Consider the following 20,463-nt stretch of genomic DNA (forward strand, 5'->3'; position numbering starts at 1 on the left):
TCACAGATGGCGGCGTCGGGTCGAGACGTGCCGTTCGTACAGCTCCCGCGCCTTGACCGCCGACGGTCGGGTCGCGGTCTCGGCCACAGGAACATCCCACCAGGCCTGGGCCGGCGGCGCGCCCGACACTGTGTCTGCCGTTTCGGTCTCGACGTAGACACATGTGGGAGTGTCGGCGGCGCGGGCCTCGGCGAGCGCGTCCCGCAGGTCCCGTACGGTCTTCGCGCGCAGCACCCGCATGCCCAGGCTCGCGGCGTTGGCGGCCAGGTCGACGGGGAGCGGGGCGCCCGTGAACGTGCCGTCCTGCGCGCGGTGGCGGTAGGCGGTGCCGAAGCGCTCGGCGCCCGTCTCCTGCGACAGTCCGCCGATGGACGCGTACCCGTGGTTCTGCAGGAGCAGCACCTTGATCGCGACGCCTTCCTGCACGGCCGTCACGATCTCCGTCGGCATCATCAGATAGGTGCCGTCGCCGACCAGCGCCCACACGGGCCTTTGCGGTGCGGCCAGCTTCACGCCGATCGCGGCCGGGATCTCGTAGCCCATGCAGGAGTAGCCGTACTCCAGGTGGTACTGGTCGCGCGAGCGCGCCCGCCACAGCTTGTGCAGGTCACCGGGGAGGGAGCCGGCCGCGTTGATGATCACGTCCGACTCGTCGACGATCGCGTCCAGCGCGCCCAGCACCTGCGGCTGCGTCGGCCGTACGTCGGGCTCCTCCGCCTCGTAGCAGGCGTCGACGCGGTGCTCCCAGCGGTCCTTGTCCTCGGTGTACTCGGCGACGTACGACGGCGCGACCCGGTGGTGGTGCATCTCCAGCCTCTCGGTCAGCTCCTCCAGGCCGGTGCGGGCGTCCGCGATCAGCGGCGTCCCGGCGAGCTTGTGGCCGTCGAAGGGCGCGATGTTGAGGTTGAGGAAGCGGACGCCCTCGCCGGCGAAGAGGGTGCCGGAGGCGGTGGTGAAGTCGGTGTAGCGCGTGCCCACGCCGATCACCAGGTCGGCCGTGCGGGCGAGTTCGTCGGCGGTGGCCGTGCCGGTGTGGCCGATGCCGCCCACGTCCTGGGGGTGGTCGAAGCGCAGGGAGCCCTTGCCGGCCTGGGTGGAGGCGACCGGGATGCGGGTGACCTCCGCGAACTCGGCGAGGGCCGCCTCGGCACGGCTGTGGTGGACGCCGCCGCCCGCGACGACCAGGGGCCTTCTCGCCGCGCGGATCGCCCGCACGGCCTCGACGAGTTCGGTCGGGTCGGCGCCCGGGCGGCGGACCACCCAGGTGCGCTCGGCGAAGAGGTCGTCCGGCCAGTCGTACGCCTCGGCCTGCACGTCCTGCGGGAGCGCCAGCGTCACCGCGCCGGTCTCCACGGGGTCCGTCAGCACCCGCATGGCGTTCAGGGCGGAGGGGATCAGGGCCTGCGGCCGGGTGATCCGGTCGAAGTACTTCGACACCGGGCGCAGACAGTCGTTGACCGAGACATCGCCGGCGTGCGGCACTTCGAGCTGCTGCAGGACCGGGTCGGCGGGGCGGGTGGCGAAGATGTCGCCGGGCAGGAGCAGGACCGGGAGGTGGTTGACGGTCGCCAGCGCGGCGCCCGTGACGAGGTTGGTCGCGCCCGGGCCGATGGAGGTGGTCACCGCGTGCGTGGACAGGCGGTTCGACTGGCGGGCGTAGCCGACCGCCGCGTGCACCATGGCCTGCTCGTTGCGCCCCTGGTGGTACGGCATGACCTCGCCGTACTCGATGAGCGCCTGGCCGATCCCGGCGACGTTGCCGTGGCCGAAGATGCCCCAGGTGGCGCCGATCAGACGCTGCCGTACGCCGTCGCGCTCGGTGTACTGGGCGGACAGGAAGCGGACGAGCGCCTGTGCGACCGTGAGCCTCGTCGTCGAGGTCATCGGTAACCCCCTGTGCCTTCTACGTGGGCCGGATGGAAGCAGATCCGCCACTCCCGGGTCGCACCCGGACCGGCCATCACATTCAAGTAGTACATGTCATGGCCGGGCTGGGCGATCGACGGGCCGTGCCATCCGTCGGGGACGAGTACGGCGTCACCGGAGCGGACCTCCGCGAGGACGTCGGATCCGCCCGCACGCGAGGGGAACACACGCTGGTAGCCGAAACCGTTCGGGCCGTCGATCTCGAAGTAGTAGATCTCCTCCAGCTCGGATTCCTCGCCGGGCCGGGTCTCGTCGTGCTTGTGCGGCGGATACGAGGACCAGTTGCCGCCGGGGGTGATCACCTCGACGGCGATCAGCTTGTCGCAGTCGAAGGCGTCGGCGGAGGCGAAGTTGCGGACATGCCGAGTGCAGGTGCCGCTGCCGCGCTGCTCGACGGGAACCTCCGGCGCGGGGCCGTAGCGGGCGGGGAGTCTTCGCTCGCACTTCGCTCCTGCCAAAGCAAAGCGGCCACCCGCGCCGGAGGCGATCTGTGCCCGGGCGTCCCGGGGAACGTACGCGAAGTCGGTGACTCCACTGAATACGCTTTCCCTGCCCAGGAGTTGGAACTCGTCGTTCCTTTGGTCGTTCTTGATGCGAACGGCGCAGCCGCCGTTCAGCGGCAGCACGATCCACTCGCTGTCACCGCTCGTGAAGGTGTGCGTGCCGCCCGGCTCCAGCTCGACGATCCGCAGACTGCTGTGGGTCCAGCCGGCCCGCCCGGGGTCGATGTCGACGGCGTACTGAGCGTTCGCGGTGGCGCCCTTCGCGAGGTACAGCTCGTTGGTCATGGGGCCCTCACAGCAGTCCTACGGCGGTGTCGACGGCGGCGGCCACGTCCCCGTCCGCCGGGTAGAGCAACGAGCGACCCACCACCAGGCCCCGCACGGTGGGCAGTTGGAGGGCGCCGCGCCACTTCTCGTACGCCCCCGCCTGATCTTCGGGGGAGCCCCCGACCTCGCCGCCGAGCAGCACGGCGGGCAGCGTGGAGGTCGCCATGACCTCGGCCATGTCGTCGGGGTTCTCGGTGACCGGCACCTTCAGCCAGGTGTAGGCGGAGGTGCCGCCCAGGCCGGAGGCGATGGCGATGGACCTGGTGACGGCCTCGGCGGACAGGTCGTTCCTGACCTTGCCCTCGGGGGTGCGGTGGCTGATGAAGGGCTCGACGAAGACCGGGAGTCGCCGCGCGGCCATGTCGTCGATGGCGCGGGCGGTGGACTCCATGGTGGTGAGGGAGCCCGGGTCGGCGTAGTCGATGCGCAGCAGCAGCTTGCCGGCGTCGAAGCCGAGGCGCTGGATGTCCTCGGGGCGGTGGCCGGTGAAGCGGTCGTCGAGTTCGAAGCTGGCGCCCTGCAGGCCACCGCGGTTCATGGAGCCCATGACGACCTTGCCGTCGAGGGCGCCGAGGAGCAGCAGGTCGTCGAGGATGTCGGCGGTGGCGAGGACGCCGTCGACGCCGGGGCGGGAGAGGGCCAGGCAGAGGCGTTCGAGGAGGTCGGCGCGGTTGGCCATGGCCATGCTGCGGCCGCCGACGCCGAGCGCGCCGCGGGCGGGGTGGTCGGCGGCGACGATCATCAGCCGGCCGGAGTCGCCGAGGAGGGGCCGGCGGACACGGCGTGCCGCCGCCTCCGCGACCGCTTCGGGATGCCGGGTGCGCAGGCGGACGAGTTCCGCGACGTCGACGCTCACTTGACGGCCCCCGCGGCGATGGCGGCCTCGATCTCGTCCGGCGTCGGCATGGCGGAGGAGCACTCCAGGCGGGAGGCGACGATGGCCCCGGCGGCGTTGGCGTGCCGCATGATCTTCTCCAGGTCCCAGCCTTCGAGCAGGCCGTGGCAGAGGGAACCGCCGAAGGCGTCACCGGCGCCGAGACCGTTGAGGACGTTCACGGGGAGCGGCGGGACCTCGGCCTGGTCGCCCTTGTTGTCGACGGCGAGGACACCCTTGGGGCCCTGCTTGACGACCGCGATCTCCACACCGGCGTCCAGCAGCGCCCGGGCGGCGGCCTTCGGCTCCCGGACACCCGTCGCGACCTCCACCTCGTCGAGGTTGCCGACGGCGACGGTGGTGTGCTTGAGCGCCTCGGCGTAGAAGGGACGGGCCGCGGCCGGGTCCTTCCAGAACATGGGGCGCCAGTCGAGGTCGAAGACCGTCGTGCCGGCCTTCGCGCGATGGGCGAGGGCCGCGAGCGTCGCCGTACGGCTGGGCTCCTCACTCAGGCCGGTGCCGGTGATCCAGAAGACACGGGTGTCGCGGATCGCGTCGAGGTCGAGCTCGTGGGCGTCGATCTCCAGGTCCGGGGCCTTGGGCTGCCGGTAGAAGTACAGCGGGAAGTCGTCCGGCGGGAAGACCTCGCAGAAGGTGACGGGGGTGGGCAGGCCCGGCACCGGGGTGACCCAGCGGTCGTCGACGCCGAAGCCCTGGAGGGCCTCGTGGAGGTAGGCGCCGAACGGGTCGTCGCCGGTGCGGGTGATCACCGCGGTACGGCGCCCCAGGCGGGCCGCGGCGACCGCGACGTTCGTCGCCGAGCCGCCGAGGAACTTGCCGAAGGAGGTGACCTGCGGCAGCGGGACGCCGGTCTGCAGCGGGTAGAGGTCCACTCCGATCCGCCCCATGGTGATCAGGTCGTACGCCATCGCGTTCCCTTCGTATCGGCTCTCCCGGGCTTTGTAGTCCGCCGCACGCAGCCCTGTCAATGTTTTGTCCAGACATTCGGACCAGACCTTGACAGCGCTTGCCGTGCCCGCCGAAGCTGACCGCCATGACGTCGTTGTCACCTCAGCCCTCACTGTCCCGCATCCGCATCGGCTCGGCTCCCGACTCGTGGGGGGTCTGGTTCCCCGACGACCCGCAGCAGGTCCCCTGGCAGCGCTTCCTCGACGAGGTCGCCGACTCCGGCTACGAGTGGATCGAGCTGGGCCCGTACGGGTATCTGCCGACCGATCCCGCCGTCCTCGCCGAGGAGACGCACAAGCGTGGCCTGAAGGTGTCGGCCGGGACGGTGTTCACGGGCCTGCACCACGGTGAAGCCGTGTGGGAGAAGACGTGGGCGCATGTCGCGGACAATGCGGTGCTCGCGCAGGCGATGGGCGCGAAGCACCTGGTCGTCATCCCGTCCTTCTGGCGGGACGACAAGACCGGTGAGGTGCTGGAGCCGAGCTCTTTGACACCGGAGCAGTGGCGGAACCTGACCTCGCTGACCGAGCGGCTGGGCCGGGAGGTGCGGGAGCGGTACGGGCTGAAGATCGTCGTCCACCCGCACGCCGACACGCACATCGACAGCGAGGAGAACGTCGTCCGGTTCCTGGACGGCACGGACTCCGAGCTGGTGTCGCTGTGCCTGGACACCGGGCACTACGCGTACTGCGGCGGGGACAGCGTGAAGCTGATCGAGACGTACGGGTCGCGGATCGGATATCTGCATCTCAAGCAGGTGGATCCCGAGATCCTGGCGGATGTCCGGGCCAAGGGGACGCCGTTCGGGCCGGCCGTGGCTCAGGGGGTGATGTGTGAGCCGCCTGGTGGCGTGCCCGCGTTGGGGCCGGTGCTGGAGGCCGCGCAGAAGCTGGATGTCGATCTGTTCGCGATTGTCGAGCAGGACATGTACCCCTGTGAGCCGGACAAGCCGTTGCCCATCGCTCAGCGGACTCGGGCGTTTTTGAGGTCCTGTGGGGCGTAGGGGCGCCTAGGTGTCTTGTCCACAGAGGTTTCGGACCGGCCGGCGGGCGAGGCGACGAGGCTGGTCCTCGCGTCCGAGCACGGTGCGCTTTTTTCCAAGACCCGCGAGCTCGGCTGAGACCCGCGAGCTCGGCTGAGTGCAGGCTGTGGCCCTCGGCGAACGAGCCGTTCGAGGCGGGGGAGCTGGCGGGCCGGGTCCGACGCGGCGGGCCGGCCCCCATCGCGTCCTCGTCGGGCCTTTCGGCGGCCTCCTGTCAACGCGCCGCGCCCTGCCACCGGCGTGCGCCTTTGCGGCAGCTCTGTCACAAGCGCACCTTTCCTGTCACGGGTGTCCCATGTACGCGGGCCTCGCGTCACACCCGGTGCACAGCCCCTGTCCGCTGCTCCCTGCGCGTCGTTGACCGGACACAGGCTTTGTGATCGCCAGCGCAGCGCACGGTCCCCCCGACGACCGCTCCCGGTCGCCGCCGCGGCGCGCGCAAGGAGGTGCCAATGATGACCGACCGAGTGCTCTGGTCCTACAAGGAGATCGCGGCGCACATCAAGGTGCAGCCGGACACCGTGCGGTCGTACCGCAAGCACGGGCTGCTGCCCCCGCCCGACCATGTCGAGGGCGGCAAGCCCTTCTGGTACCCCGACACCGTCCGGGCGTGGGTGGCCTCCCGTCCGGGCAACCGAGGGCGCAGAGTGGACTGACAGCCCGGAAAAACCAGCTGTGCCCCACTCCTGTCGTGGGGCACAGTCGCTCCATGAGCGACTTCTCCGTCAAGCCCTTACTCACCGGCGACACAACCGTGCTGCGGCCCTTCACCGAGGCCGACGCCGCTGTCATGGGCGACATCATCGAAGACCCCGAGGTCCTGCGCTTCACCGACGAGTCCCCCTCCGGCGAGCTGACCCCGGAGCGGCTCCGTGCCTGGTACGGCACCCGCTCCGAGCAGCCCGACCGCCTCGACCTGGCCGTCACCGACCGTGCCACCGGCGAACTCGTCGGCGAAGTAGTGCTGTACGAGTGGAATGCCGCGGCACGCAGTTGTGAGTTCCGCACGCTCATCGGGCCACGGGGGCGTGGCCGAGGGCTCGGCACCGAGGCCACGCGGCTCATCGTCGGGTATGGCTTCGAGCAACTCGGCCTGCACCGCATCCAGTTGGAGGCGTACGGCCACAACCACCGGGCCCTGCGGGTGTACGAGAAGGTCGGGTTCGTGGTGGAAGGAGTCCGACGGGAGGCCGATCTGAGGGACGGTCAGTGGGTCGACTGGGTGGTCATGGCCATCCTGGACCGCGAGTGGGAGGCACACCGCGGCCGTCCCGACCTCACCGCCGTCAACTCCACGGCTCGATGACCGTCACCCCCGCCCCCGGCGCCGTCCCCATCGCCGCCAGCGCCGACGGCACGGCGTCCAACGGGATCGTCGACGTCACCAGCAGATCCGGCCGCAGCACGCCCGCCCGCACCAGCTCCAGCATCGGCGGGTAGGTGTGCGCCGCCATGCCGTGGCTGCCCAGCAGTTCCAGTTCGAGGGCGATGGCGCGGGCCATCGGGACGGGGGTCGTGCCGGATGTCGAGGGCAGCAGCCCCACCTGGACGTGCCGGCCCCGGCGGCGCAGGCCGTCGACCGAGGCGACGCAGGTGGCGGGGGAGCCGAGGGCGTCCAGGGAGAGCTGGGCGCCGCCGTCGGTCAGTTCGCGTACCGCGGCCGCGGTGTCCTGCGTGCTCGACGCGTCCACGCACGCCACCGCCCCGAACTCCCGCGCCAGGTCCAGCGCCTTCGGTGAGACGTCCACCGCGACGACCCGCGCGCCCGACGCCGCGGCGATCATCACCGCCGACAGGCCGACCCCGCCGCAGCCGTGCACCGCGACCCACTCCCCCGCGGCGACCCGCCCCCGCTGCACGACCGCCCGGAACGCCGTGGCGAACCGGCAGCCGAGTGAGGCCGCCGTCGCGAAGGACATCCCCGGCGGTACGGCGACGAGGTTGACGTCGGCATGGTCCAGCGCCACGTACTGGGCGAAGGAGCCCCAGTGGGTGAAGCCGGGCTGGGTCTGGTGTTCGCACACCTGCTGGTCCCCCGCCGCACACGCCCCACAGTTGCCGCAGGCGCACACGAAGGGCACGGTGACCCGGTCGCCGGGACGCCAGCCCGTGACGCGAGCGCCGACTGCCTCCACGACCCCGGCCAGCTCGTGTCCGGGCACGTGCGGGAGGGCGATGTCCGGGTCGTGGCCCTGCCAGCCGTGCCAGTCGCTTCTGCACAGGCCGGTGGCCTCGACGCGCACGATCACGCCGTGCGGTGCGGGGCGGGGGTCGGGCACCTCGCGCACCTCGGCCTCCTCCCCGTACCGCTCGAACACGACAGCCCGCATCCCGGTCTCCTTTCGGTTGGCGCTCCTTGCACGGATTTCGGTTCGCGCTCCTTGCACGGAGATCATCGCGGACCCCGGACGCTCCGCCGACGGCGCGGTACGCGGCCTGCCCCGCTCGACGGCCACCCCTCTTGGAGAAATACCCCGTAGGGGTATACCGTGGACCTGGAGGGACCCGTGGGTCCCGTCAGCCCCACATGCCTCGACGAGGAGAACGACATGACCGCCCAGACCGACACCCCGGGTTCCGTCACCGCCGTCTACAAGGTGAGCGGCATGAGCTGCGGCCACTGCGAGGGTGCCGTCTCCGGCGAGATCTCCGAGCTCCCCGGTGTCAGCTCGGTGAAGGCCGTCGCCTCGACCGGCGAGGTCACCGTCGTCTCGGCCGCCCCGCTGGACGAGGAGGCCGTGCGCGCGGCCGTCGACGAGGCGGGCTTCGAACTGGTCGGCAAGGCCTGAGCCTGGCATGCCCCGCACCACCGACCAACCGCCGATGACCGGACCGACCGGCACGACCGACTCGCCCGGCACTCCCGCCGTGCCCGGCACAACCGCGCCGACCCGCACCTCGGACGTCGAGCTGCTCATCGGCGGGATGACCTGCGCCTCCTGCGCGGCCCGCGTCGAGAAGAAGCTCAACCGCATGGACGGCGTCACCGCCACGGTGAACTTCGCGACGGAGAAGGCGAAGGTCAGCCATCCCCCGGGCATCCAGGTCGCCGACCTGATCGCCACCGTGGAGAAGACGGGTTACACGGCGGCGGTGCCGGCTCCGCCGGAACCGGCATCGCGGGAGACTCCGCGGGAAGCTCCGCAAGACCCCGAACTGGCCTCCTACCGCCGGCGCTTCACCGTCTCCGCCCTGCTCGCCGTCCCCGTCGTCCTGCTGTCGATGATCCCGGCGCTGCAGTTCGACAACTGGCAGTGGCTCGCGCTCACCCTCGCCTCGCCGGTCGTCGTCTGGGGCGCGCTGCCCTTCCACCGGGCCGCGTTCACCGGCGTTCGGCACGGCGCGGCGACCATGGACACGCTCGTCTCCCTGGGCACGCTGGCCGCCTACGCGTGGTCCCTGTGGGCCCTGTTCCTCGGTGACGCCGGCATGACCGGCATGCGCCACGACTTCGAGTTCACCGTCTCGCGGGTGGACGGCGCCTCGCAGATCTACCTCGAAGTGGCCTCCGGAGTCGTCGCCTTCCTCCTCCTCGGCCGGTATCTGGAGGCCCGGGCCAAACGGCGCGCGGGAGCGGCACTGCGCGCCCTGATGGAACTCGGCGCGAAGGACGTGGCCGTCCTGCGGGACGGACGCGAGGTCCGGGTCCCCGTCGACCGGCTGGCCGTCGGCGACCGGTTCGTCGTACGGCCCGGCGAGAAGATCGCCACCGACGGCACCGTCGTCGAGGGCGCCTCCGCGGTGGACGCCGCCATGCTGACCGGCGAGTCGGTGCCGGTGGACGTGACGGTCGGGGACGCGGTCACCGGAGCCACGGTCAACACCGCCGGGCGGCTCGTCGTCGAGGCGACCCGGGTCGGCGCCGACACCCGGCTCGCGCGCATGGCGCAGCTGGTGGAGGACGCGCAGAACGGCAAGGCCGAGGTGCAGCGGCTCGCCGACCGTGTCTCCGCGGTCTTCGTGCCCGCGGTGATCGCCCTCGCGGTCGCCACCTTCGGCGGGTGGCTCGGCGCCACCGACGACACGGTCGCCGCGTTCACCGCGGCCGTCGCGGTGCTGATCATCGCCTGCCCCTGTGCCCTGGGGCTCGCCACCCCCACGGCCCTCATGGTCGGCACGGGCCGCGGGGCGCAGCTCGGCATCCTCATCAAGGGCCCCGAGGTACTGGAGTCCACGCGCCGCGTCGACACCGTCGTCCTCGACAAGACCGGCACGGTCACCACGGGCCGCATGGCCCTCCAGCAGGTGTACGCCGCCGAGGGAGCCGACGAGGAGCAGGTGCTGCGGCTCGCGGGGGCCGTGGAGCACGCCTCGGAGCATCCTGTCGCGCGTGCGGTCGCCGTGGGCGCCGAGGAGCGGCTCGGGCGGCTGCCGGAGGTCGAGGAGTTCGAGAACGCGCCCGGGAGGGGCGTACGCGGGCGCGTGGAGGGCCATGACGTGGCCGTGGGGCGACTCGCCGAGCACGCCGCGCTGCCCGCCGAGCTCGCCCGCGTCAAGGACGAGGCCGAGCGGGACGGCCGTACGGCCGTCGTGGTCGCCTGGGACGGGGCGGTGCGCGGTGTCGTCACGGTCGCGGACGCGGTGAAGGAGACCAGCGCCGAGGCGGTGCGCGAGCTGCGCGCGCTGGGCCTCACTCCGGTGCTGCTGACGGGGGACAACCGGGCGGTCGCCGAGGCGGTGGCGCACGCGGTCGGTATCGATCAGGTGATCGCGGAGGTGCTGCCCGAGGACAAGGTGGAGACCGTACGGCGGTTGCGGCGCGAGGGACGGTGCGTCGCCATGGTCGGCGACGGCGTCAACGACGCGGCGGCGCTCGCCACCGCCGATCTGGGTCTCGCCCTGGGGACGGGGACGGACGCGGCGATCGAGGCCGGCGATCTGACGCTGGTGCGCGGGGATCTGCGGGTGGCGGCGGACGCGATCCGGCTGTCCCGCCGGACGCTGGCCACGATCAAGGGCAACCTCGTGTGGGCCTTCGGGTACAACGTCGCCGCGTTGCCGCTGGCCGCGGCGGGATTGCTGAACCCGATGATCGCGGGGGCCGCGATGGCGTTCTCGTCGGTGTTCGTGGTGACGAACAGCCTGCGGTTGCGGACGTTCCGGTGAATTAGTAGCAAGAACCCCACTGGGTCCCTCTGGAGTCCGGCGCCCGGCTCACATAAGCTCTTCACAAGACTCGCGCACCGTCCTTACGCTGGGGTCCCGATCGCCATATCGGGGCTCTTGCGCACCTAACGGACATATGCAAGAGACGCAGATCACAGTGATGTGAAGGTAACCATCGAAGGGGTTCGAAGGTCTAAGTTGACGATGTCAGACGGCGTCTTGGGGGGCGCCACCTGGCATCTGAGGATGTCTTGGGGGACTTCCTCAGAGTTGCGTTGCCGGGGCACGCACGTCGGGAAGCTTTGAGCGGCCCTCCCGAGCGTGCGCTGTCCCGGCAGACCGCACACCCATGAGTACGACGAGTTTTGCTCGTTGTGCTCAACAGCGATTCAGGCGCTGTCTTCACAGACGCCCGGCCGGATCCCGTGGGGGGAATCCGCACCGGGACATGGGAAGGCGCCCTGGACGTCGGCCCGTGGGGGGACCGGCGCCAGGGCGCCTTCTTTTATCCGCGCACACGCGCACGTCCCGCGCCCGCGGACCCGCGGACACACGAGAGCCCCGCACCCGGCCGAGGCCGGGCACGGGGCTCCTGGTGACGAGGCTCAGCGCTCCTCGACGGGAACGAAGTCGCGCTCCACCACGCCCGTGTAGATCTGGCGCGGGCGGCCGATGCGGGAGCCCGGCTCCTTGATCATCTCGTGCCACTGGGCGATCCAGCCCGGAAGACGGCCGAGGGCGAACAGGACCGTGAACATCTCGGTCGGGAAGCCCATGGCCCGGTAGATCAGGCCGGTGTAGAAGTCGACGTTCGGGTAGAGGTTGCGCGAGACGAAGTAGTCGTCGGAGAGCGCGTGCTCCTCCAGCTTCAGCGCGATGTCCAGCAGCTCGTCGGACTTGCCGAGGGCGGAGAGGACATCGTGGGCCGCGGCCTTGATGATCTTGGCGCGCGGGTCGAAGGACTTGTACACCCGGTGGCCGAAGCCCATCAGGCGGACGCCGTCCTCCTTGTTCTTCACCTTGCGGATGAAGGAGTCGACGTCGCCGCCCGAGTCGCGGATGCCCTCGAGCATCTCCAGCACGGATTGGTTGGCACCGCCGTGCAGCGGACCCCACAGGGCGTTGATGCCGGCGGAGATCGAGGCGAACATGTTCGCCTGCGAGGAGCCGACCAGGCGGACCGTGGAGGTCGAGCAGTTCTGCTCGTGGTCCGCGTGCAGGATCAGCAGCTTGTCCAGGGCCGCGACCACGATCGGGTCGAGCTCGTACTCCTGCGCCGGCACCGAGAAGGTCATGCGCAGGAAGTTCTCGACGTAGCCGAGGTCGTTGCGCGGGTAGACGAACGGGTGGCCGATCGACTTCTTGTAGGCGTACGCCGCGATCGTCGGGAGCTTGGCGAGCAGGCGGATCGTCGAGAGGTTGCGCTGCCGCTCGTCGAACGGGTTGTGGCTGTCCTGGTAGAAGGTGGACAGCGCGGAGACGACCGACGACAGCATGGCCATCGGGTGGGCGTCGCGCGGGAAGCCCTTGTAGAAGTTCTTGACGTCCTCGTGCAGCAGGGTGTGCTGAGTGATGTCGTTCTTGAACGTCGCGAGCTCGTCGACGGTCGGCAGCTCGCCGTTGATCAGCAGGTAGGCCACCTCCAGGAAGGTGGAGCGCTCGGCCAGCTGCTCGATCGGGTAGCCGCGGTGCCGGAGGATGCCCTGCTCACCGTCGAGGTAGGTGATGGCGGATTTGTAGGCGGCGGTGTTGCCGTAGCCGCTGTCCAGGGTCACCAGACCGGTCTGGGCTCGGAGCTTGCCGATGTCGAAGCCCTTGTCACCGACGGTGCCGTCGATCACCGGGTAGGTGTACTCGTTGCCGTCGTACCGCAGTACTACAGAGTTGTCGCTCACGTCTTCCCTCACCGACGTTGTGCCTCATCTTCGAGGTTGCCCTGACTGTCTCTACCCTCCCCCATTCGGCTCAGGAGAGTGCACTCGGGGTCGACCATTGGGCCTATTGGCGGCACTCAGTGCCGCCAACTTGTCATCCTGCCCGCTGTTTTCCCCATCTGGAAGTGCTCTGTGACCTTCACGACTCGTTTGATCGATCATTTTTTTCGATGCCTCGCGAACCGGCAGGTCAGGGGGGTGGGTCATGGCGGGACGGAAAACAGGTCAAGCGCCCCGGAGCCGGTGGTCGAGCGCCGTGCAGCGCCGGCCCGCCGACACCGTGCGCACCGCCTGACCGATCGCCTTGCGTGAACCCACGAGGACGACCAGCCGCTTGGCGCGGGTCACCGCCGTGTACAGCAGGTTCCGCTGGAGCATCATCCACGCTCCGGTGGTGACGGGGATCACCACTGCGGGATATTCACTTCCCTGTGAACGGTGGATCGTCACCGCGTACGCATGCGCCAGTTCGTCCAGTTCGTCGAACTCGTACGGAACCTCCTCGTCCTCGTCCGTCAGCACCGTCAGGCGCTGGTCGACCGGGTCGAGCGAGGTGACCACGCCCACGGTGCCGTTGAAGACGCCGTTCTTCCCTTTCTCGTAATTGTTGCGAATCTGGGTGACCTTGTCGCCGACACGGAAGACCCGGCCGCCGAACCGCTTCTCCGGCAGATCGGGGCGTCCTGGGGTGACGGCCTGCTGGAGCAGGCCGTTCAGGGTGCCCGCGCCGGCCGGCCCCCGGTGCATGGGGGCCAGGACCTGGACGTCCCGGCGCGGGTCCAGGCCGAACTTGGCCGGAATCCGACGGGCGGCCACGTCCACGGTGAGGCGTCCGGCGGCCTCCGTGTCGTCCTCGACGAACAGGAAGAAGTCCTTCATGCCGTCGGTGACGGGGTGCTGCCCGGCGTTGATCCGGTGGGCGTTCGTCACCACGCCCGACTGCTGGGCCTGGCGGAACACGCGCGTGAGACGCACGGCCGGGATCGGGCCGCCCTCGGCCAGGAGGTCCCGCAGGACCTCCCCGGCGCCGACGCTGGGCAACTGGTCCACGTCCCCGACGAAGATCAGATGGGCGCCCGGCGGTACGGCCTTGACCAGCTTGTTGGCGAGCAGCAGGTCCAGCATGGACGCCTCGTCGACCACCACCAGGTCCGCCTGGAGCGGACGGTCCCTGTCGTAGGCCGCGTCGCCGCCGGGCTTGAGCTCCAGGAGGCGGTGGACGGTGGACGCCTCGGCGCCGGTGAGTTCGGCGAGGCGCTTGGCGGCGCGGCCGGTGGGGGCGGCGAGCACGACCCTGGCCTTCTTGGCGCGGGCCAGCTCCACGATCGAGCGCACGGTGAAGGACTTGCCGCAGCCGGGTCCGCCGGTGAGGACGGCGACCTTCTTCGTCAGCGCCAGCTTGACGGCGGCCTCCTGCTCGGGGGCCAGGTCCACGCCCGTACGGCCCCGCAGCCAGCCCAGCGCCTTGTCCCAGGCCACGTCGCGAAAGCCCGGCATCCGGTCCTCGTCCGTGCGCAGCAGGCGCAACAGCTGGGCGGACAGGGAGAGTTCGGCCCGGTGGAAGGGGACCAGGTAGACGGCGGTGACCGGTTCCGAGTCGCCGTCGGGGCCGGGGACCTTCTCCCATACGACACCGGGGTCGCCGCCGTCCTCGGGGACCTGGGCCAGCTCCGCGAGGCACTCGATGACCAGCCCCGTGTCGACCTGGAGCAGCTTCACCGCGTCCGCGATGAGCCGCTCCTCAGGCAGGTAGCAGTTGCCCTGGTCGGTGGCCTGCGACAGCGCGTACTGCAGGCCCGCCTTCACGCGCTCCGGGCTGTCGTGCGGGATGCCGACGGACTGGGCGATCTTGTCGGCGGTGAGGAAGCCGATGCCCCAGACGTCGGCCGCCAGCCGGTACGGCTGGTTCTTGACGACCGAGATCGAGGCGTCGCCGTACTTCTTGTAGATGCGCACCGCGATCGACGTCGACACCTCGACGGTCTGCAGGAAGAGCATGACCTCCTTGATCGCCTTCTGCTCCTCCCAGGCGTCGGCGATCTTCTTGGTGCGCTTGGGGCCGAGGCCGGGCACCTCGATGAGCCGTTTGGGCTCCTCCTCGATGATCTTGAGGGTGTCCAGGCCGAAGTGCTGGGTGATGCGGTCGGCGAAGACCGGGCCGATGCCCTTGACCAGGCCGGAGCCGAGGTAGCGGCGGATGCCCTGGACCGTGGCCGGCAGGAGGGTCGTGTAGTTCTCGACGGTGAACTGCTTGCCGTACTGCGGGTGGGAGCCCCAGCGGCCCTCCATCCGCAGCGACTCGCCGACCTGGGCGCCGAGCAGCGCGCCGACGACCGTGAGGAGGTCGCCGCCGCCTCGGCCGGTGTCGACGCGGGCGACCGTGTAGCCGTTCTCCTCGTTGGCGTACGTGATGCGCTCCAGGACGCCTTCGAGTACCGCCAGTCGCCGCTCGCCGCTCCCCGCCTGATTGGACATGATCCGACGCTACCGCCCGGGTCCGACAACGTGGACGGCCTGTGGACACAGCGGCCGCCGGGCCGGCCGCCTGCCCCGCCGCCGCCCGGCCGTCACCCGGCCTGGGACGCCACGTGGTCGATCACCTTCTGGAAGTCCTCCGTCGGCGAGAATTCCACGAACTCGCAGTCCTCCAGGGCGACGGGCACATGGCCGGGCGCCCAGTAGTAGGCCTGTCCCGCCTCGTACGTGTGCTCGCCCTCGGCCGTGTGCATCACCAGCCGCCCTTTGAGCAGGTAGCCCCAGTGCGGGCACTGGCACGCGTCGTCGGGCATGCCCTTCAGGGCCGGGCCCATGTCCGTGCCCTGCGGCAGGCGTATGTAGCCGACCGACATCCCGCCGCCGATGGGCTTGATGCGCAACTCCACGCCGTCGCCTTCCATCGCGACAGGGACGTCATTCCGAGCCGCCGCAGTCATGGCTCCTCCGCTCCGGCCCGCATGGGCCCCGAGGAAACGACCCCCGCACTTCCAGACTGGACCGCCCCGGGCCGCCCCGCGACATCACGATCCGGTCTCGGGATGTGGTTGAGGGCTTGATCAACGGCCGTGTAATCGATTCCAATCCTCCGTACACGTCGATGTAATCGATTCCACGAGCATCGACCCCCTGCACGATCCACAAGGAGGTGGAGCGGCGATGGCGAGCATCAAGGACGTCGCTGCCGAGGCGGGCGTCTCCGTCGCCACGGTCTCGCGCGTCCTGAACGACCATCCGTCGGTCAGCGCCGAGGCACGCACGCGCGTGCTGGCCGCCGTCGAGGCCCTGGGCTACCGCCCGAACGCCGTCGCCCGCTCTCTGCGCACCGACCAGACCCACACCCTCGGCCTGGTCATCAGTGACGTGATGAACCCCTACTTCACCGAGCTGGCCCGCTCCGTCGAGGAGGAGGCCCGGGCGCTCGGCTACAGCGTGATCATCGGCAACGCCGACGAGCGTCCCGACCTCCAGGACCATCACGTACGGAACCTGCTGGACCGCCGGATCGACGGCCTGCTGGTCTCCCCCACCGACGGCGGTTCCCCGCTGATGCTGGACGCCGCGCGGGCGGGGACGCCGATGGTCTTCGTGGACCGGTGGATCCCGGGCGTGGAGGCGCCGGTGGTGCGGGCGGACGGGCGCGGTGCGGTACGGGACCTGGTGGCGCATCTGCACGGGCTCGGGCACCGGCGGCTCGCGATCATCGCGGGACCGGCGGCGACCACGACCGGGCGCGAGCGCGTCGAAGCCTTCCGGGAGGCGCTCGGCGCGCACGGGCTCGAACTCCCCGCCGCCTACATAGGCCAGGGCGACTTCCAGGCCGAGAGCGGGCGCCGGGTCACCGAGGGGTTCCTGGACCTGCCGGAGCCGCCCGAGGTCGTCTTCGCGGCCGACAACCTGATGGCGCTCGGCGCGCTGGACGCCGTACGCGCGCGTGGGCTGCGGGTGCCGGACGACCTGGCGCTCGCCGCGTTCGACGACATCCCGTGGTTCGTGCACACCGATCCGCCGGTCACCGCGATCGCCCAGCCGACGGGCGAGCTGGGCCGGGCCGCCGTACGGGCCCTGGTCGACCGCATCGAGGGGCGGCCCGGCGAGTCCGTCACCCTCCCCGCCCGTCTCGTCGTACGCCGCTCGTGCGGCGAGAACCCCACCCCAGTGCAAAGGAGCACGTCGTGAGCAACCCGGACGAGTTGCTGCGCATCGAGGGCATACGGAAGACCTTCCCGGGCGTGGTCGCGCTGGACGGTGTCGACTTCGACCTGCGCCGGGGCGAGGTGCATGTGCTGCTCGGTGAGAACGGCGCGGGCAAGAGCACCCTGATCAAGATGCTCTCCGGTGCCCACACGCCCGACGCCGGGCGGATCCTGGTCGGCGGCGAGGAGACGCGCATCCACGGTGCGCAGGACTCCGAGCGCCTCGGGATCGCCACCATCTACCAGGAGTTCAACCTCGTACCCGATCTGACGGTCGCCGAGAACATCTTCCTGGGGCGCCAGCCGCGCCGCTTCGGGATGATCGACCGGAAGAGGATGGAGGCCGACGCCGAGGTCCTCCTCGCGCGCGTGGGCGTGAACGTCTCACCACGCGCGCGTGTCCGCGAACTCGGCATCGCGCGCCTCCAGATGGTCGAGATCGCCAAGGCACTCAGCCTGGACGCGCGCGTGCTGATCATGGACGAGCCGACCGCCGTGCTGACCTCCGAGGAGGTCGAGAAGCTGTTCGCGATCGTGCGCAGACTGCGCGAGGACGGCGTCGGGATCGTCTTCATCACCCACCATCTGGAGGAGATCGCCGCCCTGGGCGACCGGGTCACGGTCATCCGGGACGGCAGGAGCGTCGGGCAGGTGCCGGCGTCGACACCCGAGGACGAGCTCGTACGGCTCATGGTGGGCCGCTCGATCGAGCAGCAGTACCCGCGCGAACGGCCCGACAAGGGCGCCGCGTTGCTCACCGTCGAGGGGCTGACCAGGGACGGCGTCTTCCACGACGTCAGCTTCGAGGTGCACGCCGGTGAGGTGGTCGGCATCGCGGGGCTGGTCGGCGCCGGTCGTACGGAGGTCGTGCGGGCGGTGTTCGGGGCCGACCCGTACGACAAGGGCACCGTGAAGGTCGCCGGCAGTTCGATCGCCAGACACGACGTCAACGCGGCGATGACCGCGGGGATCGGGCTCGTCCCCGAGGACCGCAAGGGCCAGGGCCTGGTGCTGGACGCGTCCGTCGAGGAGAACCTCGGGCTGGTGACGCTGCGTTCGGCCACGCGCGCGGGGCTCGTCGACCTCAAGGGGCAGCGCGCGGCCGCCGCGAGGATCGCGGGGCAGCTCGGGGTGCGGATGGCGGGACTCGGGCAGCATGTGCGGACACTGTCCGGCGGCAACCAGCAGAAGGTCGTCATCGGCAAGTGGCTGCTGGCCGACACCAGGGTGCTGATCCTGGACGAGCCGACGCGCGGGATCGACGTCGGCGCCAAGGTCGAGATCTACCAGCTCATCAACGAACTCACCGCACAGGGCGCCGCCGTGCTCATGATCTCCAGCGATCTGCCGGAGGTCCTCGGCATGAGCGACCGGGTCCTGGTCATGGCCCAGGGCCGGATCGCGGGCGAGCTCACGGCCGACGAGGCGACCCAGGACGCCGTGATGGCGCTCGCCGTCAGTTCTCCCACCCACGACAAGACCGGAACGGAGGCCACCCGTGGCCACTGACACGCTCAAGAGCTCGGCGGGCGCGCGTGACGCCTCGGGCGGCCTGCGCCGCCTCCTGCTCGACAACGGCGCGCTCACCGCGCTCATCGTCCTCGTCGTCGCGATGTCGGCGCTGTCCGGCGACTTCCTGACGGCCGACAACCTCCTCAACGTCGGTATCCAGGCGGCCGTGACCGCCATCCTCGCCTTCGGCGTGACCTTCGTCATCGTCTCGGCGGGCATCGACCTGTCGGTCGGCTCGGTCGCCGCCCTGTCGGCCACCGTCCTCGCCTGGAGCGCCACGTCCGAGGGCGTGCCGGTCTTCCTCGCCGTCCTGCTGGCCGTCGCGACCGGCATAGCGTGCGGCCTGGTCAACGGCTTCCTGATCTCGTACGGCAAGCTCCCGCCGTTCATCGCGACGCTGGCCATGCTGTCGGTGGCCCGCGGCCTGTCCCTGGTGATCTCCCAGGGCTCCCCGATCGCCTTGCCCGACTCGGTCTCGCGCCTCGGCGACGCCCTCGGCGGCTGGCTGCCGGTGCCGGTGCTCGTGATGGTCGGCATGGGGCTGATCACGGCGTTCGTGCTGGGGCGGACGTACATCGGCCGCTCGATGTACGCGATCGGCGGCAACGAGGAGGCGGCCCGCCTCTCCGGTCTGCGCGTGAAGAAGCAGAAGCTCGCGATCTACGCCCTCTCCGGTCTGTTCGCCGCCGCCGCGGGCATCGTCCTCGCCGCCCGGCTGTCCTCCGCGCAGCCGCAGGCCGCGCAGGGCTACGAGCTCGACGCCATCGCGGCGGTCGTCATCGGCGGCGCCTCGCTGGCGGGCGGCACCGGCAAGGCGTCCGGCACGCTGATCGGCGCGCTGATCCTGGCGGTGCTGCGCAACGGCCTCAACCTCCTTTCGGTGTCCGCCTTCTGGCAGCAGGTCGTCATCGGCGTCGTCATCGCGCTGGCGGTGCTGCTGGACACGGTGCGGCGCAAGGCCGGGGCGACGCCCGCGGCGGCCGGTGCCGGAGCGCCCGGCAGCCGGGGCAAGCAGGCGGCGACGTACGTCCTCGCGGCCGTGGTCGCGGCCGCGATCGTGGGGGCCACGTCCTTCCTGCACGGCGGCTCCTCGTCGGCGACGACGCAGAAGGTCGGCCTGTCGCTGTCGACCCTCAACAACCCGTTCTTCGTGCAGATCCGGGCCGGCGCGGAGGCGGAGGCGAAGAGGCTGGGCGTCGACCTGACGGTCACCGACGCGCAGAACGACGCCTCGCAGCAGGCCAACCAGGTGCAGAACTTCACGTCCGAGGGCGTCGGCTCGATCATCGTCAACCCGGTGGACTCGGACGCGGCGGGCCCGTCGGTCCGGGCGGCCAACAAGGCCGACATCCCGGTGGTGGGCGTCGACCGCGGCGTCAACAAGGCGGACACGGCGGCTCTGGTGGCCTCCGACAACGTCGAGGGCGGCGAGCTGGGCGCCAAGGCGCTCGCCGAGAAGCTGGGCGGCAAGGGCACCATCGTGATCCTGCAGGGCCAGGCCGGCACGTCCGCCAGCCGTGAGCGCGGCGCGGGCTTCGCCGAGGGCCTGAAGGCATACCCGGGTATCAAGGTCGTCGCCAAGCAGCCGGCCGACTTCGACCGCACCAAGGGCCTCGACGTCATGACCAACCTCCTCCAGGCCCACCCGGACATCGACGGCGTCTTCGCCGAGAACGACGAGATGGCGCTGGGCGCGATCAAGGCGCTGGGGTCGAGGGCCGGGAAGTCGGTCCAGGTGGTCGGCTTCGACGGCACTCCGGACGGCCTGAAGGCGGTCGAGGCGGGGACGCTGTACGCCTCCGTCGCGCAGCAGCCCAAGGAGCTCGGGAAGATCGCGGTCGACAACGCGGTGCGGGCGGCCGAGGGCAAGAAGGTCCAGGAGACGGTGAAGGTGCCGGTGAAGGTGGTCACGAAGCAGAACGTGGCCGGCTTCGGCGGCTGACATCGGCGAACGGCGCGCAGGCGGCCGGTCGTTGCAGGAGCATGGGCCGTGTCCCGGCCCGATGCCGAGCGGCGGCCGTCCGCCGCACGTCAGCGCGGGGATTCACTGCACGGGGATTCACTACGGGGATCTGACAGG

16 protein-coding genes are annotated in these 20,463 nt (G+C 70.7%); 8 read left to right on the plus strand and 8 right to left on the minus strand.

The features are described from left to right. The 4 genes from iolD to iolC are packed head-to-tail and all read right to left on the minus strand — an operon-like array spanning position 1 to position 4,559. A complete protein-coding gene (iolD, locus tag ABZ078_RS07805; RefSeq protein ID WP_356572691.1) occupies positions 1-1,884 on the minus strand; it encodes a 3D-(3,5/4)-trihydroxycyclohexane-1,2-dione acylhydrolase (decyclizing) in 1,884 nt (627 codons plus the stop codon). After that, positions 1,881-2,714, minus strand: a complete 834-nt coding sequence (gene iolB / locus ABZ078_RS07810; protein ID WP_356572693.1) for a 5-deoxy-glucuronate isomerase — start codon at positions 2,712-2,714, stop codon at positions 1,881-1,883. The genes iolD and iolB overlap by 4 nt, the downstream gene beginning before the upstream one ends. A 7-nt stretch (positions 2,715-2,721) precedes the next feature. Then, entirely contained in the window at positions 2,722-3,612 is an 891-nt protein-coding gene (locus tag ABZ078_RS07815; protein WP_356572695.1) for a deoxyribose-phosphate aldolase, read from the minus strand. After that, positions 3,609-4,559 carry a 5-dehydro-2-deoxygluconokinase gene (gene iolC, locus ABZ078_RS07820; protein ID WP_356572697.1) on the minus strand — a complete coding sequence of 317 codons (951 nt, stop codon included), beginning with the start codon at positions 4,557-4,559 and terminating at the stop codon, positions 3,609-3,611. Before iolC ends, ABZ078_RS07815 begins: the two co-directional genes overlap by 4 nt. Positions 4,560-4,684: 125 nt before the next feature. Here iolC and ABZ078_RS07825 point away from each other — a divergent pair, with 125 nt between their 5' ends. From ABZ078_RS07825 to ABZ078_RS07835, 3 genes are all read left to right on the plus strand, one after another. Continuing rightward, positions 4,685-5,602: a sugar phosphate isomerase/epimerase gene (locus ABZ078_RS07825; protein WP_356572699.1), complete on the plus strand. Its 918-nt coding sequence runs from the start codon at positions 4,685-4,687 to the stop codon at positions 5,600-5,602. Positions 5,603-6,093: 491 nt separating this feature from the next. Next, complete coding sequence (locus ABZ078_RS07830; RefSeq protein ID WP_356572701.1) at positions 6,094-6,297, plus strand: MerR family transcriptional regulator; 204 nt, start codon at positions 6,094-6,096, stop codon at positions 6,295-6,297. Between the two features lie 53 nt (positions 6,298-6,350). Next, a complete protein-coding gene (locus ABZ078_RS07835) occupies positions 6,351-6,947 on the plus strand; it encodes a GNAT family protein (protein ID WP_356572703.1) in 597 nt (198 codons plus the stop codon). On the opposite strand, the gene ABZ078_RS07840 is transcribed toward ABZ078_RS07835, so the two are convergent. Further along, positions 6,928-7,971: a zinc-dependent alcohol dehydrogenase family protein gene (locus tag ABZ078_RS07840; RefSeq protein WP_356572704.1), complete on the minus strand. Its 1,044-nt coding sequence runs from the start codon at positions 7,969-7,971 to the stop codon at positions 6,928-6,930. The genes ABZ078_RS07835 and ABZ078_RS07840 overlap by 20 nt on opposite strands. Positions 7,972-8,190: 219 nt before the next feature. Between ABZ078_RS07840 and ABZ078_RS07845 the strand changes: the two genes are divergently transcribed. Then, positions 8,191-8,430 carry a heavy-metal-associated domain-containing protein gene (locus tag ABZ078_RS07845; protein ID WP_356572706.1) on the plus strand — a complete coding sequence of 80 codons (240 nt, stop codon included), beginning with the start codon at positions 8,191-8,193 and terminating at the stop codon, positions 8,428-8,430. A gap of 34 nt (positions 8,431-8,464) precedes the next feature. Further along, entirely contained in the window at positions 8,465-10,747 is a 2,283-nt protein-coding gene (locus ABZ078_RS07850; RefSeq protein WP_356572708.1) for a heavy metal translocating P-type ATPase, read from the plus strand. 605 nt (positions 10,748-11,352) lie between these two features. Here ABZ078_RS07850 and ABZ078_RS07855 read toward each other — a convergent pair. From ABZ078_RS07855 to ABZ078_RS07865, 3 genes are all read right to left on the minus strand, one after another. Continuing rightward, positions 11,353-12,642 (minus strand): citrate synthase, encoded by a 1,290-nt coding sequence (locus ABZ078_RS07855; RefSeq protein ID WP_356572710.1) that lies wholly within the window; start codon positions 12,640-12,642, stop codon positions 11,353-11,355. A gap of 264 nt (positions 12,643-12,906) precedes the next feature. After that, positions 12,907-15,156 carry an ATP-dependent RecD-like DNA helicase gene (locus ABZ078_RS07860; protein WP_356572712.1) on the minus strand — a complete coding sequence of 750 codons (2,250 nt, stop codon included), beginning with the start codon at positions 15,154-15,156 and terminating at the stop codon, positions 12,907-12,909. A 92-nt stretch (positions 15,157-15,248) separates the two neighbouring features. Then, positions 15,249-15,614 (minus strand): hypothetical protein, encoded by a 366-nt coding sequence (locus tag ABZ078_RS07865; protein ID WP_356572714.1) that lies wholly within the window; start codon positions 15,612-15,614, stop codon positions 15,249-15,251. Positions 15,615-15,834: 220 nt separating this feature from the next. On the opposite strand from ABZ078_RS07865, the gene ABZ078_RS07870 reads away from it, so the two are divergent. From ABZ078_RS07870 to ABZ078_RS07880, 3 genes are read left to right on the plus strand one after another with little or no spacing between them, the layout of a single operon-like run. Next, the gene (locus tag ABZ078_RS07870; protein WP_356572716.1) at positions 15,835-16,854 is read left to right on the plus strand and encodes a LacI family DNA-binding transcriptional regulator; all 1,020 of its coding nucleotides are present in this window, start codon (positions 15,835-15,837) and stop codon (positions 16,852-16,854) included. After that, on the plus strand, positions 16,851-18,380 hold the full coding sequence (locus tag ABZ078_RS07875) for a sugar ABC transporter ATP-binding protein (protein ID WP_356572717.1): 1,530 nt from the start codon (positions 16,851-16,853) through the stop codon (positions 18,378-18,380). Before ABZ078_RS07870 ends, ABZ078_RS07875 begins: the two co-directional genes overlap by 4 nt. Further along, complete coding sequence (locus ABZ078_RS07880; RefSeq protein WP_356572719.1) at positions 18,370-20,325, plus strand: substrate-binding domain-containing protein; 1,956 nt, start codon at positions 18,370-18,372, stop codon at positions 20,323-20,325. The genes ABZ078_RS07875 and ABZ078_RS07880 overlap by 11 nt, the downstream gene beginning before the upstream one ends. Positions 20,326-20,463 lie beyond the last annotated feature (138 nt).

It is taken from the genome of Streptomyces sp. NPDC006385 (assembly GCF_040612485.1).
GTDB lineage: Bacteria > Actinomycetota > Actinomycetes > Streptomycetales > Streptomycetaceae > Streptomyces.

Coding starts and splice junctions, on each gene's coding strand:
- iolD (WP_356572691.1), bottom strand. CDS start 1,884: ATGACCTCGACGACGAGGCTCACGGTCGCACAGGCGCTCGTCCGCTTC.
- ABZ078_RS07840 (WP_356572704.1), bottom strand. CDS start 7,971: ATGCGGGCTGTCGTGTTCGAGCGGTACGGGGAGGAGGCCGAGGTGCGC.
- iolB (WP_356572693.1), bottom strand. CDS start 2,714: ATGACCAACGAGCTGTACCTCGCGAAGGGCGCCACCGCGAACGCTCAG.
- ABZ078_RS07860 (WP_356572712.1), bottom strand. CDS start 15,156: ATGTCCAATCAGGCGGGGAGCGGCGAGCGGCGACTGGCGGTACTCGAA.
- ABZ078_RS07865 (WP_356572714.1), bottom strand. CDS start 15,614: ATGACTGCGGCGGCTCGGAATGACGTCCCTGTCGCGATGGAAGGCGAC.
- ABZ078_RS07825 (WP_356572699.1), top strand. CDS start 4,685: ATGACGTCGTTGTCACCTCAGCCCTCACTGTCCCGCATCCGCATCGGC.
- ABZ078_RS07835 (WP_356572703.1), top strand. CDS start 6,351: ATGAGCGACTTCTCCGTCAAGCCCTTACTCACCGGCGACACAACCGTG.
- iolC (WP_356572697.1), bottom strand. CDS start 4,559: ATGGCGTACGACCTGATCACCATGGGGCGGATCGGAGTGGACCTCTAC.
- ABZ078_RS07870 (WP_356572716.1), top strand. CDS start 15,835: ATGGCGAGCATCAAGGACGTCGCTGCCGAGGCGGGCGTCTCCGTCGCC.
- ABZ078_RS07830 (WP_356572701.1), top strand. CDS start 6,094: ATGATGACCGACCGAGTGCTCTGGTCCTACAAGGAGATCGCGGCGCAC.
- ABZ078_RS07845 (WP_356572706.1), top strand. CDS start 8,191: ATGACCGCCCAGACCGACACCCCGGGTTCCGTCACCGCCGTCTACAAG.
- ABZ078_RS07850 (WP_356572708.1), top strand. CDS start 8,465: ATGACCGGACCGACCGGCACGACCGACTCGCCCGGCACTCCCGCCGTG.